The following is a 16,682-nucleotide window of genomic DNA, read 5'->3' as shown; positions in this document are numbered from 1 at the left end:
TGTCAGTTTGGTTTGACCTTGGCGGCCTTTGGGCCGACCAGGTTTTGGGTTGATCGAGTACATATCCGTTGCTGCGGTAACGGCGGCTTAGGGTTTCGCCCTTCAGCCCCGGCGTCCGGCCCCTCGCTAAGGCTCGGCGTTCCTTCGCTGCGGTATTCATCCGGGGACACTGCCCTCCGGTCTGCTTCGCGACGACCTACATGCAGCGTGTTCGACTGCGTCGAACGGCGCTGCGCGCCACTCCCCGGATGAACACCTCCACTCAGCCTCCCGAAGGGGCGGGTGGATCAAGATCAAGAGCTGCAGGCGAGCTAACGCTCGGCCTGATGAGTGGTGAAGAGCGGGTGGCGCGCGCTGCTGTGCTTTTCTGTGGGAGCGAGCCTGCTCGCGATGAATGACTGGGCAACGCGGGCATTCAGACGGCCCGCGTCATCGTTGAAGTCCATCGTCGGAACGCCGCCCGGAGCAAGCTCGCTCCTGCAAGTGGTCTTGGTCGAACGCGGAATACGGTTACGCAGCCCATTGCCCGGTGGGAGCATTGTGTGTCCCTGGCAGGCTCAGTTCGCCATTCGCGCCCCGGCCAGGCTTCCGCTCAATTCATAAGCCGCCAGTTCCGCCTGATGCGCGGCCAACAACTCCGGCAGCGATCCACGCAAATACTCGACCCAGGTCTTGATCTTCGCATCCAGGTATTGCCGCGACGGGTAGATGGCGTACAGGTTCAGTTCCTGGGAGCGGTATTTGGGCATCACGCGTACCAGGGTGCCGTTGCGCAGGCCGTCGATCGCGGCGTACAGCGGCAGCACGCCGACGCCCATGCCGCTGGTGATCGCGCTTTTCATGGCGTCGGCGGAGTTCACCAGAAAGGGCGAGCTGCTGATGGTGACCATTTCCTGGCCGTCCGGGCCGTCGAAGGCCCATTTTTCCAGGGGGATCACCGGGCTGACCAGGCGCAGGCAGGCGTGGTTGAGCAGGTCGCTGGGTTTTTGCGCGCAGCCGTTGGCTTTGACGTAGGCCGGGGAGGCACAAACGATGCTGTAAGTAATTCCCAGGCGTTGGGAGACGAACCCCGAGTCCGGCAGTTCGCTGGCCAGCACGATGGAGACGTCGTAACCCTCGTCGAGCAGGTCTGGCACGCGGTTGGCCATGGTCAGGTCGAAGGTCACGTCCGGGTGTGTCTTGCGGTAGCCGGCGATGGCGTCGATCACGAAGTGCTGACCGATGCCGGTCATGGTGTGCACCTTCAGCTGTCCGGCCGGGCGCGCATGAGCGTCGCTGGCCTCGGCTTCGGCTTCTTCGACGTACGCCAGGATCTGTTCGCAGCGCAGCAGGTAGCGCTTGCCGGCTTCGGTCAGGGCGATGCGGCGGGTCGTGCGGTTGAGCAGACGGGTTTGCAGGTGGGCTTCCAGGTTGGAGACCGCGCGCGAGACGTTGGCCGTGGTGGTGTCCAGCTGTACGGCCGCGGCGGTGAAGCTGCCAGCCTCGGCCACGTAACTGAAGGCGCGCATGTTTTGCAATGTGTCCATGGGGTGCTCTCGGGTTCGATGGCAAATTGTGACACGAAGTTTCAGAGACTGAGACCCCGACCAAGGGATTATCGCGTTTACGGTAACAAAGATTCACAGGAATCCCGGCTTATCGCCATTCCGGCCGCCCCCTAGAATTGCGCATCCCGCAAATAATCCCCCACCTCAGGATATCGCAGCAGTGCCGCGTCGCATCAGCAGAGCGCTTCAACCGCTCAGTGTTTTGGCTTTAACCCTGGCAATCAGCGGCTGCATCGGAACCGGAGGTATTGCCCCGCAGGGCAAGGCGCTGGAGGCCAATGCACTGGTCACCGATGAAGCCATCCAAAGCGCCGCTCAGGATGCGCATTGGCCGACCGCCCAGTGGTGGCAGGCTTATGGCGACCCGCAACTGGACCGCTGGATCGACCTCGCCGTGCAAGGCAGCCCGACCATGGCCATGGCCGCCGCCCGGGTGCGTCAGGCCAAATCCCTGGCTGGGGTCGCAGAATCTGCCGAATCGCTGCAGATCAATGGCGAGTCGACCCTCAAGCGTCACAACTGGCCGACCGATCAGTTCTATGGCCCGGGTGAGCTGGCCAACACCACCACCTGGGACAACAACGCGGCACTGGGCTTCAGCTACGCCCTTGACCTCTGGGGTCGTGAAAGCAATGCCACCGAGCGCGCCGTGGACATGGCCCACATGACCGTCGCCGAAGCGCGCCAGGCCCAGCTCGAACTGCAGAACAACATCGTGCGCGTCTACATCGAACTCTCGCTGCATTACGCGCAGCGGGACATCGTCGAAGCCACCTTGAAGCAGCAACAGCAGATCCTCGAACTGGCGCAAAAGCGCTTGAACGGCGGGATCGGCACCCATTTCGAAGTCAGCCAGGCCGAAACGCCGCTGCCGGAAACCCATCGTCAGATCGACGCGCTGGACGAAGAGATCGCCCTGAGCCGCAATCAACTGGCCGCCCTTGCCGGCAAGGGACCGGGCGAGGGCGCGCGGTTGCAGCGCCCGACCCTGTCGTTGGGCGCCGCCTTGAAATTGCCGTCGGCGTTGCCGGCGCAGTTGCTCGGTCAGCGCCCGGACGTGGTCGCCAGTCGCTGGCAAGTCGCGGCACAGGCCCGTGGTATCGACGTTGCCCATGCCGGTTTCTATCCCAACGTCGATCTGGTCGGCAGCCTCGGCTACATGGCGACTGGCGGTGGCGCGCTGGAGTTTTTGACCGGCAAGAAACTCAACTACAGCGTCGGCCCGGCGATTTCCTTGCCGATCTTTGACGGCGGGCGACTGCGCGCGGAGCTGGGTGAAGCCTCGGCCGGTTATGACATGGCGGTGGCCAGGTACAACCAGACCCTGGTCAATGCCCTGAAGAACATCTCCGACCAGTTGATCCGCCGCGAGTCCATGGACAAGCAGCAAGCCTTCGCTACCGAATCGGTGGCGACTGCGCAGAAAACCTATGACATCGCGATGATCGCCTATCAGCGCGGGCTCACCGATTACCTCAACGTGCTCAATGCCCAGACCCTGTTGTTCAAGCAGCAGCAAGTGCAGCAGCAGGTGCAGGCGGCGCGACTGAGCGCCCATGCCGAGCTGGTGACAGCACTCGGCGGCGGGTTGGGGGCCGGTAACGATGTGCCCAAGGACAGTCAGACAGCCGCGCCGAAAACCCCGAGACTGCTGAGGTGACCCGGATGCATCAGGCCAGGCCATCTTTGTGGCGAGGGAGCTTGCTCCCGCTTGAGTGCGCAGCACTCACAACATCAGCAATGACTGCCAGCGTTTTGGGGCTGCTTCGCAGCCCGGCGCGAGCAAGCTCGCTCGCCACAGGGCGTCAATTGTTTCCAGACTTTCCCAAGTGAGCAGGACTCCATGACTTCCTTGCCCGCACCTCTACGCTGGCTGTACTCCCTGGAATGGCGCCGGGGGTTCTTTGACTGGGCACGCAGCGACGGCGTGACCTGGGTGTACATTTTCAAGGTGTTGATCGCCGCATTCCTGACCCTGTGGCTGGCCATGCGCCTGGAGCTGCCGCAGCCACGCACCGCGATGATCACGGTGTTCATCGTCATGCAGCCGCAGAGCGGTCATGTATTCGCCAAGAGTTTCTATCGGTTCCTCGGCACCCTGGCCGGGTCGTCGGTGATGGTCGCGTTGATCGCCCTGTTCGCGCAGAACACCGAGTTGTTCCTCGGTTCGCTGGCAATCTGGGTCGGTATCTGCACGGCCGGGGCGGCCCGTTGCCGCAACTTCCGCGCCTACGGTTTCGTACTGGCCGGTTACACCGCGGCGATGGTCGGCTTGCCCGCGCTGGCGCATCCGGAAGGCGCGTTCATGGCGGCGGTCTGGCGGGTGCTGGAAATCTCCCTGGGGATTCTCTGCTCGACCCTGGTCAGCGCCGCGATCCTGCCGCAATCGGCCAGTGCCGCCATGCGCAACGCCTTGTATCAGCGTTTCGGTGTGTTCGCCTTGTTCGTTACCGACGGGTTGCGCGGGCGCAGCCAGCGCGAGGCATTCGAGGCCGGTAACGTGCGCTTCATCGCCGAGGCCGTGGGCCTGGAGGGGCTGCGCAGCGTCACCGTGTTCGAAGACCCGCACATGCGTCGGCGCAACGGTCGGCTCAGTCGCTTGAACAGCGAGTTCATGGGCATCACCACCCGCTTCAACGCCTTGCACCAGTTGCTGGAACGTCTGCGCAGCAGTGCCGCGGACCAAGTGGTGGCCGCAATCAAACCGGGGTTGCAGGACCTCGCCGAGTTGCTCGACGGCTTTAGCGGTCGCGCCCTGACCAACGCCGATGCGGCGCGTCTGGTGACAGCCCTGAGCGTTTACAAGGAAGGCTTGCCGGCACGGGTGCGCAGCCTGCGGGCGATTTTCCAGGAAAGTCATCCGAGCGACGCCGAGCAACTGGATTTCCACACGGCGTACGAGCTGCTCTATCGCTTTGTCGATGACCTGCACAGTTACGCACAGACCCACGCATCACTGGCCGATCACAGCCACGAACGGGAGCGCTGGGACGAGCCGTTCACGCCGCAGACCAGTTGGCTGGTGTCAGCGGCCTCGGGCATTCGCGCCGCGTTCATCCTGGTGGTGCTGGGCAGCTATTGGGTCGCCACGGCGTGGCCGAGCGGGGCGACCATGACGTTGATCGCCGCCGCCACCGTCGGCCTCTCCGCCGCCACACCGAACCCCAAGCGCATGTCGTTCCAAATGGCTTGCGGCACCTTCCTCGGGGCGCTGATCGGCTTCGTCGAGATGTTCTTCATTTTCCCGTGGATCGATGGTTTCCCGTTGCTCTGTGTGATGCTCGCACCGGTGATCGTGCTGGGTTCGTTCCTCGCCTCGCGGCCGCAGTACGCCGGGGTCGGGCTGGGGCTGCTGATCTTTTTCAGCACCGGTTCGGTACCGGACAATCTCACGGTTTACAACCCGTACAACTTCATCAACGACTACATCGCCATGGTGCTGGGCATGCTGGTGTGCGCGGCGGCGGGGGCGATCATTCTGCCGCCCAACAGCCGTTGGCTGTGGCGGCGAATGGAGCAGGATCTGCGTGGTCAGGTGGTGTACGCCATCAGTGGCAAACTCAAGGGCCTGGCGTCGAGTTTTGAAAGCCGTACCCGTGACCTGGTGCATCAGGCCTATGGCTTCGCGGCGGGGCAGCCGCAGGTCCAGCGAAACCTGCTGCGCTGGATGTTCGTGGTGCTGGAAGTGGGGCACGCGATCATTGAGCTGCGCAAGGAGCAGGCGATCCTGCCGGTGCATCCCGCTTATGCCGAATCCCAGCCGTGGCGCCAGTCGATCCGCGTGATGGGCCGAGCGCTGGTGCGGCTGTTCCTGCAACCCGGCCAGAGCAATCAGGAGCGTGCATTGATCGCGGTCGACCATGCCATCAGCCGCGTGCAAGCCACCGACGAACCATTCGCTCCGCACTTCGATACCTCGGCGCTGCGCCGGGTCAAGAGCTACCTGCACTTCATCCGCACTTCGCTGTTGGACCCGCAATCACCGCTCGCCGGCTACACCCATGCCATCGCCACTGCCAAGCCCCAAGGACTTGAACATGCCTCGTGAAATCGCCTTCCACGGCGTGTACATGCCGACCATGACTCTGATGTTTTTGATCGCGGCGGCGTTGGCCTGGGCGCTGGACCGCTTCCTGTCCGGGTTCGACCTGTACCGCTTCTTCTGGCACCCGGCGCTGCTGCGCCTGAGTCTGTTTACCTGTCTGTTCGGCGCCCTGGCGCTGACTGTCTACCGTTGAGAACACCCTGATGAAAAAGCTATTCAGCCTGCTCGCAACCCTGCTGGTACTGGCCCTGGCGATATGGATCGGCCGGACCCTCTGGGTGCACTACATGGAGACACCATGGACCCGCGACGGGCGGGTACGCGCCGACATCATCAACGTCGCCGCCGATGTCACCGGCGAAGTGGTGGACGTGCCGGTGCGTGACAACCAGTTGGTGAAGAAGGGGGACCTGCTGATGCAGATCGACCCCGAGCACTATCGCCTGGCGGTCAAGCAGGCGCAGTCGCTGGTGGCGTCGCGCAAGGCCACGTGGGAGATGCGCAAGGTCAACGCCCATCGCCGTGCCGACATGGACAACCTGGTGATCTCCAAAGAAAACCGCGATGACGCCAGCAACCTCGCCGACTCGGCCCTGGCCGACTACCAGCAGGCCCAGGCGCAACTGGAAGCCGCCGAACTGAACCTCAAGCGCACCGAAGTCCGCGCCGCCGTGGACGGTTACGTGACCAACCTCAATGTGCATCGCGGCGACTACGCGCGCATTGGTGAAGCGAAAATGGCCGTGGTCGACATGAATTCGTTCTGGGTCTACGGCTTTTTCGAAGAAACCAAACTGCCCCATGTGCGCGTGGGCGATCAGGCCGACATGCAGCTGATGAGCGGCGAAGTGCTCAAGGGCCATGTGGAAAGCATCTCGCGCGGCATCTACGACCGCGACAACCCGGAAAGCCGTGAGTTGATCGCCGACGTGAACCCGACGTTCAACTGGGTGCGCCTGGCACAACGGGTGCCGGTGCGGATTCACATCGACGACGTGCCGGAAGGCGTGCTGTTGGCGGCGGGGATTACGTGTACGGTGGTGGTGAAGCCTGCGGCTGGTGAGTAGCTCCTGGACAAGCATGACATTGTGGCGAGGGCGCTTGCTCCCGCTGGAGTGCGTAGCAGTCCCTTTGGGGCCGCTGCGCAGCCCAGCGAAAGCAAGCTCCCTTGCCACAGAAAACAACAGTTTCAGACTTGGCTAAACGTCTCGTGCAAATGTCGCCACAGCACCTTGCCGTCCGCCTGTTTCTCGAACACCACGGTCGAGCGCCGATCCGAATGCAGCCCCGTCGCATCGGTCTGCCGCTCGCGGTAACTGACGGTGGCGCCACCGTCATGCAGCGCAATGCCGCGCAATTCGCTGAGTTCGATACGAAACCCCAGCTTCTTGCCGCCCGCCATCAGGAACAACTCGTTCAGCGCGGCAAAATCCAGCACGCGGCCTAATGGTGAAACCATGGAAAATTGCGGCGAAAAACGTGTCAGCAACTGTTCGAGTTCGCGCACATCGCGTTCTTCGGCCAGCCATTGTTCGATGGCAACGTGGGCCTGGATCACTTCGTCGAAGTATTCGGTGTAGTCGGTCATGGTGTTTCCTCAAAATCTGCCTGGCCGCGAAGAACGATAACCCGGTCTCAGAGCTGCCCGCGCAATCCGAACCGCTTCATCAAGCCTGATTCCAGCAGGCCCTTGGGCAACAGTCCGGCCATCAACGGCAATGCCCGGCTGCCGTTACCCAGGCGTAACAGCCGTGGCGGCTTGCCTTGCTGCACAGCTTTGAGCACGCCAGCGGCGAATTCGCTGGCGGGTGTCGGTTTGTCCTGCGAGGCCCTGGCCCTGGCGCGGATACCTTCGCGCAACGGAAACCACGGCGACTGCTCGCTGATCAATTGTTCGGCCTCATGGCCGGCGTTCTTGGCAAAACTCGACGCGATGGCCCCCGGCTGAACTTCCATGACCCGCACGCCAAATGGCGCCAGTTCCATGCGCAAGGCATCGCTCAAGGCATGCACCGCCGCTTTCGACGCGCAGTAGGCGCCGGCGAAGGGCGTCACCAGCACACCGGAGACGCTGCCGATGTTCACCACCAGGCCTCGGGCCCGGCGCAACACCGGGAACAGTGCGCGGGTCACGCCGACAATGGCGAACACATTGGTTTCGAACTGACGTTGCATCGCGGGCACGCCGCCATCGAGCAGCGGGCCCATGGCGCCGTAACCGGCGTTGTTGATCAGCACGTCGAGGCCACCATGCTGCTGGTTGATGCGCTCGCTCAACTGTTCAAGCGCCTGGCCATCGTTGACGTCCAGTTGCACGGCGCTGAAGCCGGCGGCGGTCAGGGCTGTCACGTCTTCGGGTTTGCGGGCGCTGGCCCAGACTGTGTAGCCGGCGGCTTTGAATACATCAGCCAGGGCGCGGCCGATGCCGCTAGAACATCCGGTAATCAACGCAACGGGCATGGCGCGGTCCTTGTGCAAAAAAAAGGGGGGGGAGGGCTCAGTCGGAGAAACTACCCTGCAAACGCTCGGCGCGAAACTCCAGGGTTTCCGGGCGGTAGCCAGGGCGCAATGGTGGCAGCGGCAGACAGTCTTCCCAGTTGCCACCGGCCTGCAATTCGCCGGGGCCACGATAGCGCGGGGCGGTGTACTGGTTGTCAGCGAGATTGACCGTGTCGCCCGGCGCGTAGGCAGCGACACGCCAGCGCAGTTCGGTCAGCGGTACGTCATTGCCGTTTTTCAGGGTCAATTGCAGCGGCCGGTCGGCAGGGCAGTGTTTCGGCGCGTAGCTGATGCGCAATTCAAGACGTTCCAGTTGCTTGAGTTCGCGGTGGTCCATCCAGATCACCCACGTGGCGACGATGCCCAGGCCCACGGCGGCGGCCATGGAAACGGGCAGGGCTTTGGCCGGATAGCGCAGTAGCAGGATCAGCCAGGTGATGACCAGCAGGACACCGATGAACATGACGCGCAAACCTCGGAAGCAGAGAGGAGCATCCTACCTAAGCGTAGGTGAGGTTGGCGATGGCCGGGATTTCGGCGGTGGATTGACTGGCCTCATCGCGGGCAAGCCCGCTCCCACAATGGTTGGGTGTTGAACGCAAAATGTGTGACCAACTGAAAACCCTGTGGGAGCGGGCTTGCCCGCGATGAGGCCAGTCGGGACAACATACAATCCAGGCAAAAAAAGCCCCCGTCCAACCCGCTGCGGATAGGGAACGCAGCAAGCTGGACGGGGGCTTGTTTTTTTTACAGGTCGATCACTGCGCGATGGTTTTTACCGAAACACCACGCTCGATCGGGGTGGAGCGACCGTAGATATCGTCGTACCGCTCGATGTCGTCTTCGCCCAGATAACTGCCCGATTGCACTTCGATGATCTCCAGTGGAATCTTGCCCGGGTTGCGCAAACGGTGAACCGAGGCAATCGGAATGTAGGTCGACTGGTTCTCGGTGAGCAGGAACACGTTCTCGTCGCAGGTCACTTCAGCCGTGCCGCTGACCACGATCCAGTGCTCGGCGCGGTGGTGGTGCATTTGCAGCGACAGGCACGCGCCCGGCTTGACCGAGATGTGCTTGACCTGGAAGCGCCCGCCCATGTCCACCGAGTCGTAGGAGCCCCACGGACGATAGACCTCGCAGTGGTTCTGGGTTTCGCTGCGACCCTGTTCGTTGAGGGTGTTGACCATTTGTTTCACGCCTTGGACCTTGTCCTTGTGGGCGATCATCATGGCGTCCTTGGTTTCGACGACCACGATGTTTTCCAGGCCGATCACCGACACCAGTTTGCCGTTGCCGTGGATCATGCAGTTACGGCTGTCCTGGATGACCACGTCGCCTTTGGTGACGTTGCCATTGGCGTCTTTTTCGTTCACTTCCCACAGCGATGACCAGCAGCCGACATCGCTCCAGCCGGCGGTCAGGGGCACGACACAGGCGCGCCGGGTTTTTTCCATCACCGAGTAGTCGATGGAATTGTCCGGGCAGCAGGCGAAAGTCGCTTCGTCGATGCTCACGGTATCGGCATCCTGCTCGCTGCGCTCCAGGGTCAGCAGGCAGGTGTCGTAGATGTCCGGATCGTGCTTTTTCAGCTCTTCGAGGAAACGGCTGGCGCGGAACAGGAACATGCCGCTGTTCCAGAAATAACCGCCGGACTGGACGAACTCGGTGGCGCGTTTCACGTCGGGTTTTTCGACGAAGTGCGAGACGCGGCTGACGCCTTCGGGCAACAGCGAATCGTTGGTCGACTTGATGTAGCCATAGCCGGTTTCCGGTTTGGTGGCCGGCACACCGAACAACACCATTTCGCCGTTTTCGGCGGCGACCGTGGCCAGCGCCAGGGCGCGTTGCAGGGCTTTCTGGTCTTCCAGTACGTGGTCGGCCGGCAGCACCAGCATCAACTCGTCGCGCCCCTCATTGACCAGCATCATCGCGGTCAGGGCCACGGCCGGCGCAGTGTTGCGACCGAACGGCTCCATCAGGATGCGCTGGGTTTCCAGTTTGCGTGCGGTCAGTTGCTCGTTGACGATGAAACGGTGGTCCTTGTTGCAGACCACGATCGGCGTGTCCATGCCTTCGAACACCAGGCGCTCCAGGGTTTGCTGGAACAGCGTGTGCTCGCCGGTCAGGGCCAGGAACTGTTTCGGGAATTGCTTACGGGAAAGCGGCCAAAGACGTGAGCCACTACCACCTGACAAGATCACCGGAATCATGTTGTTACTCCTTGAAAATCGTTTGGTTAGAGCTACGAACGCTGTGTCGTTTCACTCTTGTTCTTGTTCCGTGTCCCGGCTGACACCTCGGTCCCTTTTAGGAGCGAGCCTTGCTCGCGATGGACGTCAACGAAAACGCGTGCTGTCTGGATGAATGCGTTGTCCTTGAGTTCATTGCGAGCAGGCTCGCTCCTGCAGGGTTCCTGGTCAGCCGGAAAAATGTATTAGCGCGTCGAAACCGGGCGTTTCACCCAGACCGGCGACAGGCTGCTACCATTGCCGGTGACGTACAGCACCGCGGCCTCACCGCGTTCCAGGGCGACCGGTTTTACGTCGCCGACTTTCTTGTCCCCATCGTATAGCGCCAGGCTGACTTTCACCGGGTTGATTTCACGTTCGCCACGGCCCTTGGCGGCCACGTTCGGTACCACGTCGGTATTGCCGTCGGCGGTTTTCAGGGTCAGTGCCTTGTCGCTGAGGTTCTGCATCCGTACCAGGGATTTCTGTTTGTTCTTGAACGGTGGTTCCTCGATCAACTGCGGTGCGCCACTGGCGTTGTTGACCAGGGTGTAATAGTGATCGCCGGCCAGTTTCACCGGCAGGCTCTGGCTGCCGACCTTGGCGCTGTAGTCACCGCCCGGCATGAAGCTGAAGTCACTGCTGGACAGGGGCGCGACATCGCTCAGGTTGGTGCTGCCGACGGTGGCGCTGACTTCGGCGTTGCTGGCGTTGTAGATCCGCACGAAGGTCGAGCCTTTCGGTGCGGTCGGGCCATACAGCGCCGCGTCGCCACCGGCGAAGGCCTGCATCGAAAGCACACTCATACCAGCAACGAGTGCGAAGGTCTTGGCGAGACTTTGATTCGTAGTCGTGAAAGTCATGGAAGTACCTCTCTCTTTCAGTTTTGCGCCCGGTCGGGCGTCTCGGATTTAGTGTTGATTGCTACGTTTTGTTGGCGCGCGCCGGCTTGTTTAAGCTCTGCGACCCACTGCGGGTCGGCGTCGCCGATTTCGTTGTTCACAGGCAGATATCGTTCTGGAAACTCCCAGATCAGCACCTGTGGCGGGCTGTTCTTGAAAGCATCGCTTTTCAGGTAGCTGAGCATTGGCAGGATCGGGCCGTGGCCGTCTTCGGCGTAATTGACCACGTCGCTGTGCAGCGCTTGTTTCAGCGCGCCGACGAAGTTCCAGTTGGGGTTGGCGCTGTAGCTGGTGCCGATCAGCGCCACGGGTACTTCGGTGTTGGCGAACAGGGCGTCTTCACCGGCTGGCTGGTCGGAAGCGGCGACGGTGCTGCGCTTCTGCAAAGGCTCTTGCGCCGGCATCAGGTTCTCGAACAGCGGGTCCAGCGGCAGGAACAGACGCAGGTCGCCCTTGTGCGTGACTTTCTCCGCCGGCTGGGTGACGAAGTTCTGCGGTTCGCCGCTCAGCGGGAACTTGTCGGCAATGGTCTTGGCCAGGCGGTTGGCCGCGATTTCCGCGCCTTCCGGCGTCCAGTGGGTGTCGGTGCGCAGGAACACTTGCTGACCGTTCTGTTTGGCTTTCAGCAGCGGGCCGAGCAGGTCAGGCGCAGGAATCCGGTCGGCCGCCAGGCGCTGGTGGAAGTCCTGGTAGAGATTGGCGTGGATGCTCGCCGGTTTCACCTCGCCGAGGTGTTCCGGGTACAGCCGCACCTTGGCCGGCACCACCGCCATCACCAGTTGCACGCCCTTGGCTTTCAAGGTCTGGCGCACGCCTTCGACCAGCGCGTAGTTGCCTTGCAGGTTCAGCTCTTCGTTGACGATCGGGTGGAACTCTTCATCGCTGTACAGCCACTGGTCGCGACCGAGCACAACGCCCGGACGACCTTCGTTGAACAGCTTGAAGTCCAGCGCCGCCCAGAGGTTGGTGCCCAGGCGCTTGATCGGAAACTCGTCGTCGTAGTGCGTCTCTACCGCTTTGGTCCAGCGACCGTTCAGCACCGTGGCGTCGGCGTTGGTGCTGAAACCGAAGAAGCTGCGCGTGGACCACAGGCCCAGGGCCAACAGGGTCACCAGGAACAAGGCGATGTAGAAGATGCGTAATGAGCGGGTCATGGTCAGATCCCTCAGAACTGGAAGTAAAGGAACGGCGAGAAGCTTTGTGCCGAGAGTTTGAGAATCGAGGCGATGAACAGCAGCAGCACCAGGGCGCGCATCACATAACGCGACCAGTCAGCTGTCCAGTAGGCCGGTTGCACCTGGGCTTCAACCCCGACGGTGTAGCCAGGCTGATGGATGCTCGCCGGGTTATCCCCAGGCGCGGCCTTGATCAGGCCCGGCTCGGCGGCGGCCGGGCCGTCGCTGTCGACGTTCACCGCAGGCCTGGTCTTGACCGGTAGCTGGTTGGTGTAGAAGTCGCGCAGGCCGAAGAACGCCAGGGTCACATAGGCCACGATCAGCGTTGCCACTTGCAGGCCGGTGAGGCTGGCCTGGTTGAGTTCCGACAGCGACCAGTCGCCGAAGCTGAACATCGCGCCGTACATGCGGCCGGCGACGTGCAGGTTTTCCGCACGGAAGATCACCCAGCCCATCACCACCAGCAGGAAAGTCAGCGCCCAGCGGATCGGGTTGAAGCGGCGTGGCGAAGTGTTGAGGCCGATGGCTTTTTCAATCGCCAGCCACATGCCGTGCCACGCACCCCAGACGATGTAGGTGATGTTCGCGCCGTGCCACAGACCACCGAGCAGCATGGTCAGGAACAGGTTGCGATAGGTCATCAACGTGCCTTTGCGGTTGCCGCCCAGGGTGATGTACAGGTAGTCGCGCAGCCAGGTCGACAGGCTGATGTGCCAGCGCCGCCAGAACTCGGTGATCGACTGGCTGACGTAAGGCTGCTTGAAGTTTTCCATGAAGCGGAAACCCATCATCAAGCCCAGGCCGATGGCCATGTCGCTGTAGCCGGAGAAGTCGAAATACAGTTGCGCGGTGTAGGCCAGCGCGCCGAGCCAGGCATCACCCGTGGTCGGGTTTTGCAGGGCGAAGCAATGGTCGGCCACCACCGCGAGGGTGTCGGCGATGAAGACCTTCTTGATGAAACCCTGCATGAACCGCGTGCAGCCCTCGGAGAACTTGTCGAGGGTGTGGGTGCGGTTGTTGAACTGGTCGGCCAGGTCACGGAAACGCAACACCGGGCCGGCGATCAGGTGCGGGAAGATCGCCACGAATGCCGCGAAGTCGATCAGGTTGCGGGTGGCCGGGGTGTCGCCACGGTAGACGTCGATGATGTAGCTGATGGACTCGAAGATGTAGAACGAGATCCCGATCGGCAAGAGCACGTGGGTCAGGATGAACGGCTCCAGGCCCACCGACGTCATCATCGCGTTGATGCTGTCGACGCCGAAGTTGGCGTACTTGAAGTAGCCGAGGATGCACAGGTCGACGGCCACGCCGAGCAGCAGCCAGCGCTGCGCCGGTTGGGTCCGCACGCCGGCGGCACCGACCCTCAGGCCGATCCAGTAGTTCCACAGCGTGACCGCGGCGAACAGCGCGAGGAAGTCCACCCGCCACCAGGCGTAGAACACGTAGCTGGCGATCAGCAGCAGCAAGTTGCGATAGCGTTGCCCGCTCAGGTAGTACAAGCCGAGAAAGATCGGCAAGAACAAAAACAGGAACACGTTGGACGAAAAAACCATCCCGATCTCTCCTTGTTTAACCACAGTCAAGGGCCGCAGCCCCCCCAAACCCCCCCACCAAAAACCGGGGGGCGTAACACACAAAAACTCAAACTCGACACCGACCCTGTGGGAGCGGGCAAGCCCGCTCCCACAGGGTTTTGGGTTGGCCTAAGAGCCTTTGCCCTTCTCGTTGGCTGGGTCATAGACCCTGGTCAGGTCGCCGCCGAGGCGGAAGGTCTTGAACGGTTGCATGCCGTGCTTCTTCTCCAGCACGTCGGGCGTGCAGGTGTAGAGGGTGCAGAACGGTTCCAGCCAGGCGAATTTCATGTCCTCTTTCAAGTCGGTCATGTCCTGTTCCTTGCCGTTCTTTTTCTCGAACGCGTCGGGGTCTTTCACTCCGGCGAGGACGCGATCAGCCAGGCGTTTGAGCGCGCCGTTGTTTTCCTGGCGCAAGTCCACACCGTTGACCTGGGCGAAACTGGCGATCATCGCCAGCGGTGGCAGGGCGTAGTTGTGATAGGCCAGTGCGCGTTGCTGGCGCTTGAGTTCGTTGGGCAGGAAGCCGTCGGCGTCGACCTGGTTGGCGCCGACCTTGTATTCCTTGACCGCCCAATCGAACAGGTCGCGGCGGTTGGTGGCGATGGAGGTGGCCATCACCGACCAGGCGGCCCAGTACGAGTGGTTATTGGTTTGGTCCAGCGGCAGGTTGTCCCAGTCGCTGACCACCTGATCGGCCATCCTGCTGAACCAGGCTTCGATCAGCTGCGACTCCTGCTGATGGTTGGCCAGCGGATGGGAGTCGGAAAACTTCAGGCGAATGTACGCGGACGCCATGCTGCCCAGCGCCCATTTGCGCATCGACTTGCCGGTATGGTTGAAGTCCTTGGACATCAACGCATCGGCCTTGGCCCAGGCCGTCAGCCAATTGAGTGTGCATTCGAGCTGTTCCGGACGACCGTCACGCATGAACTGCATGACCCGTTTGCTGGTACCGCGTTCCAGTTTGGTGATGTCGGCGGTGCTGTCGCGGAAAGCTTTTTCCGATTGCACGTTCAGCGTGGCGCGGGCCTTGTCCGAACCTTCGTACTTGCTGCGAAATTGCAGGGCGCCGGTATAAGGCGTCGGCATCGCTTCGCAGCCCTCGCCCTTGTCGCCGGTCTTGAGTTTTTCGATTGGCGCGAAGTAACCCTGTGGCGGGCGCAATGGCGCGGCCGCCTGGGTTGCGCCGGCGAACATCGCCAGGCTCAAAAGCGTGGGGGCCAACAGATTTTTCAATATCGGATTTCGCATGGCAGACCTCATTGCCCGGCCTGAGCGGTACGTTGCTCAGCGCTCGGGAATACGTTGCGTTTGCAGATTTTCGCTTCGACTTTCTGTGGCGCGGCACCCGCTTCAGGGCCCTGGACTTCGACGGCCAGCAAGTTCTGCGAGGCCCAGTCTTCGTCCGTGCGCAACTCAAAGGCGAAACGCCCGTCGGTCTCGGAGGTTTCCGGTTTGTCGATCTTGATGTCCTCGTGGCGCCCGTTCATGTACCAGAGGGTGGCTTGCAGGGTTTTCACCGACGTGTCGGCGAAGCGGATGTCGACCTGATGACTGCTGTTTTGCAGGTTCAGGTTTTTGCTGTTGACCATCAGTTCGTTCTTGCCCGGCTTCAGGGTGGTGCTGCCGGACATCTGTGCTTCCTTGCCTTCGCAACCGTTGTCCAGCAGCGCCATCATCTGGCGGTAGATGGTTTCCTGGTCGAGGCGATACAGCGGCGAGAATTCCCAGATGAGAATCTTCGGCGGGTTCTTCTGGAACTCTTCGCTGCCCAGGTACTGCAGCATCGAACCTTCCAGGCCGCCGCCGGGGAACGCCACGTTGAGAATGTCGGCGCCGATGGCCTCTTCGAGGAAACCGGCGAAGTTGTAGTTCTTGCCACTGTGACTGGTGCCGACCAGGGTGATTTGCGGATTGCCGGAATCGCCGAACAGATCGCCATCGCCCGCTTCGCCTTTGGGCTCGGTGGTGAATTGATCCATGTACTGGATCGCGTAGCTGGTGCCACAGAGTTGACCGGCCATGTTGTGCAATGTTCCGGTCTTGCCCATGCGACCCGACTTGTGGGTCTCGAACTCACGCTTGGGAATGCCGGCGAACTCGGGCATTTGCTTGATTTTCTCGGCGACGATTTTCGCCGTACGCTGGGCACCGTAAGGCGTCCAGTGCTGGTCGCCACGGAAGTAGAAGTCGTGGGCGGGCAGGGTGTCGGGCAACGATTCGTTGGTCAGTGGCGACAGGTCCGGCACCACGTAGCCCATGGCGGCGAATCGGCCGAGCATGGTCTTGTAGTTTCTCAGTGCTTTGTCGAAATCGAAGCTGGCTTTTTCCGCCGGGTTCAATTTGTTGCGGTTCACCAGGCCACGGGTCGGCTGGTAGACCACCACCAGTTCCACGCCTTTGCTCTTGAACGCATCGTGCAGTTGCTTCATGCGTTTGTAGCCGGCGGGCGTGGTGTCGAATTCGGTGCGCAGGTCTTCCTGGGTCCGGAACAACCAGTCGCCCTGAGCCTGTACCAGCGTGGTGAAGTTCTGCTGATAGCGCGTGGTGTAGTTCTTCGCGTCATGGGCGGCCGGGCACAGGCTGCAGCATGGTTCGGCGGTGTAAGTGGGCGCCTTGGCTTCGTCGGCACGGGCACCGCTGGCGGCCGCCAGAATCCCGAGTGTCAGGCCCGACAGGCTGAGTAATTTGATCAAGTGTGGGTGCATA

14 protein-coding genes are annotated in these 16,682 nt (G+C 61.8%); 4 read left to right on the top strand and 10 right to left on the bottom strand.

Annotated elements, in window-relative coordinates:
• Positions 1-557 precede the first annotated feature (557 nt).
• Entirely contained in the window at positions 558-1,526 is a 969-nt protein-coding gene (locus tag ACVWYU_RS19065) for a LysR family transcriptional regulator (protein WP_390957220.1), read from the bottom strand.
• A gap of 181 nt (positions 1,527-1,707) precedes the next feature.
• Here ACVWYU_RS19065 and ACVWYU_RS19060 point away from each other — a divergent pair, with 181 nt between their 5' ends.
• From ACVWYU_RS19060 to ACVWYU_RS19045, 4 genes are all read left to right on the top strand, one after another.
• Complete coding sequence (locus tag ACVWYU_RS19060; protein WP_457373425.1) at positions 1,708-3,207, top strand: efflux transporter outer membrane subunit; 1,500 nt, start codon at positions 1,708-1,710, stop codon at positions 3,205-3,207.
• Between the two features lie 183 nt (positions 3,208-3,390).
• Positions 3,391-5,595, top strand: a complete 2,205-nt coding sequence (locus tag ACVWYU_RS19055) for an FUSC family protein (RefSeq protein WP_457373424.1) — start codon at positions 3,391-3,393, stop codon at positions 5,593-5,595.
• On the top strand, positions 5,585-5,785 hold the full coding sequence (locus ACVWYU_RS19050) for a DUF1656 domain-containing protein (RefSeq protein ID WP_047532914.1): 201 nt from the start codon (positions 5,585-5,587) through the stop codon (positions 5,783-5,785). The genes ACVWYU_RS19055 and ACVWYU_RS19050 overlap by 11 nt, the downstream gene beginning before the upstream one ends.
• A 10-nt stretch (positions 5,786-5,795) precedes the next feature.
• Positions 5,796-6,659, top strand: a complete 864-nt coding sequence (locus ACVWYU_RS19045) for an efflux RND transporter periplasmic adaptor subunit (protein ID WP_457373423.1) — start codon at positions 5,796-5,798, stop codon at positions 6,657-6,659.
• Positions 6,660-6,781: 122 nt separating this feature from the next.
• On the opposite strand, the gene ACVWYU_RS19040 is transcribed toward ACVWYU_RS19045, so the two are convergent.
• The 9 genes from ACVWYU_RS19040 to ACVWYU_RS19000 all read right to left on the bottom strand — a co-directional run bounded on the left by ACVWYU_RS19040 (position 6,782) and on the right by ACVWYU_RS19000 (position 16,681).
• On the bottom strand, positions 6,782-7,180 hold the full coding sequence (locus tag ACVWYU_RS19040; RefSeq protein ID WP_457373422.1) for a DUF4440 domain-containing protein: 399 nt from the start codon (positions 7,178-7,180) through the stop codon (positions 6,782-6,784).
• A 47-nt stretch (positions 7,181-7,227) separates the two neighbouring features.
• Entirely contained in the window at positions 7,228-8,052 is an 825-nt protein-coding gene (locus ACVWYU_RS19035; RefSeq protein ID WP_457373421.1) for an SDR family oxidoreductase, read from the bottom strand.
• Between the two features lie 37 nt (positions 8,053-8,089).
• The gene (locus ACVWYU_RS19030; RefSeq protein ID WP_247256362.1) at positions 8,090-8,554 is read right to left on the bottom strand and encodes a multidrug transporter; all 465 of its coding nucleotides are present in this window, start codon (positions 8,552-8,554) and stop codon (positions 8,090-8,092) included.
• Positions 8,555-8,849: 295 nt separating this feature from the next.
• Positions 8,850-10,301 (bottom strand): mannose-1-phosphate guanylyltransferase/mannose-6-phosphate isomerase, encoded by a 1,452-nt coding sequence (locus ACVWYU_RS19025; RefSeq protein ID WP_247256363.1) that lies wholly within the window; start codon positions 10,299-10,301, stop codon positions 8,850-8,852.
• Positions 10,302-10,525: 224 nt separating this feature from the next.
• Positions 10,526-11,182, bottom strand: coding sequence for an alginate O-acetyltransferase AlgF (locus tag ACVWYU_RS19020; RefSeq protein WP_457373420.1), 657 nt, complete (start codon positions 11,180-11,182; stop codon positions 10,526-10,528).
• Between the two features lie 17 nt (positions 11,183-11,199).
• On the bottom strand, positions 11,200-12,375 hold the full coding sequence (locus ACVWYU_RS19015; protein ID WP_457373419.1) for an alginate O-acetyltransferase: 1,176 nt from the start codon (positions 12,373-12,375) through the stop codon (positions 11,200-11,202).
• An 11-nt stretch (positions 12,376-12,386) separates the two neighbouring features.
• Entirely contained in the window at positions 12,387-13,952 is a 1,566-nt protein-coding gene (locus tag ACVWYU_RS19010; protein WP_457373418.1) for an MBOAT family O-acyltransferase, read from the bottom strand.
• A 150-nt stretch (positions 13,953-14,102) separates the two neighbouring features.
• Positions 14,103-15,224: a mannuronate-specific alginate lyase gene (locus ACVWYU_RS19005; RefSeq protein ID WP_457373417.1), complete on the bottom strand. Its 1,122-nt coding sequence runs from the start codon at positions 15,222-15,224 to the stop codon at positions 14,103-14,105.
• Positions 15,225-15,232: 8 nt separating this feature from the next.
• A complete protein-coding gene (locus tag ACVWYU_RS19000; RefSeq protein WP_457373416.1) occupies positions 15,233-16,681 on the bottom strand; it encodes an alginate O-acetyltransferase in 1,449 nt (482 codons plus the stop codon).
• Position 16,682 lies beyond the last annotated feature (1 nt).

Source organism: Pseudomonas sp. TE12234 (genome assembly GCF_054061835.1).
Note: the sequence above shows the minus strand (reverse complement) of the source record. Positions and strands in the feature narration are given on the sequence as shown.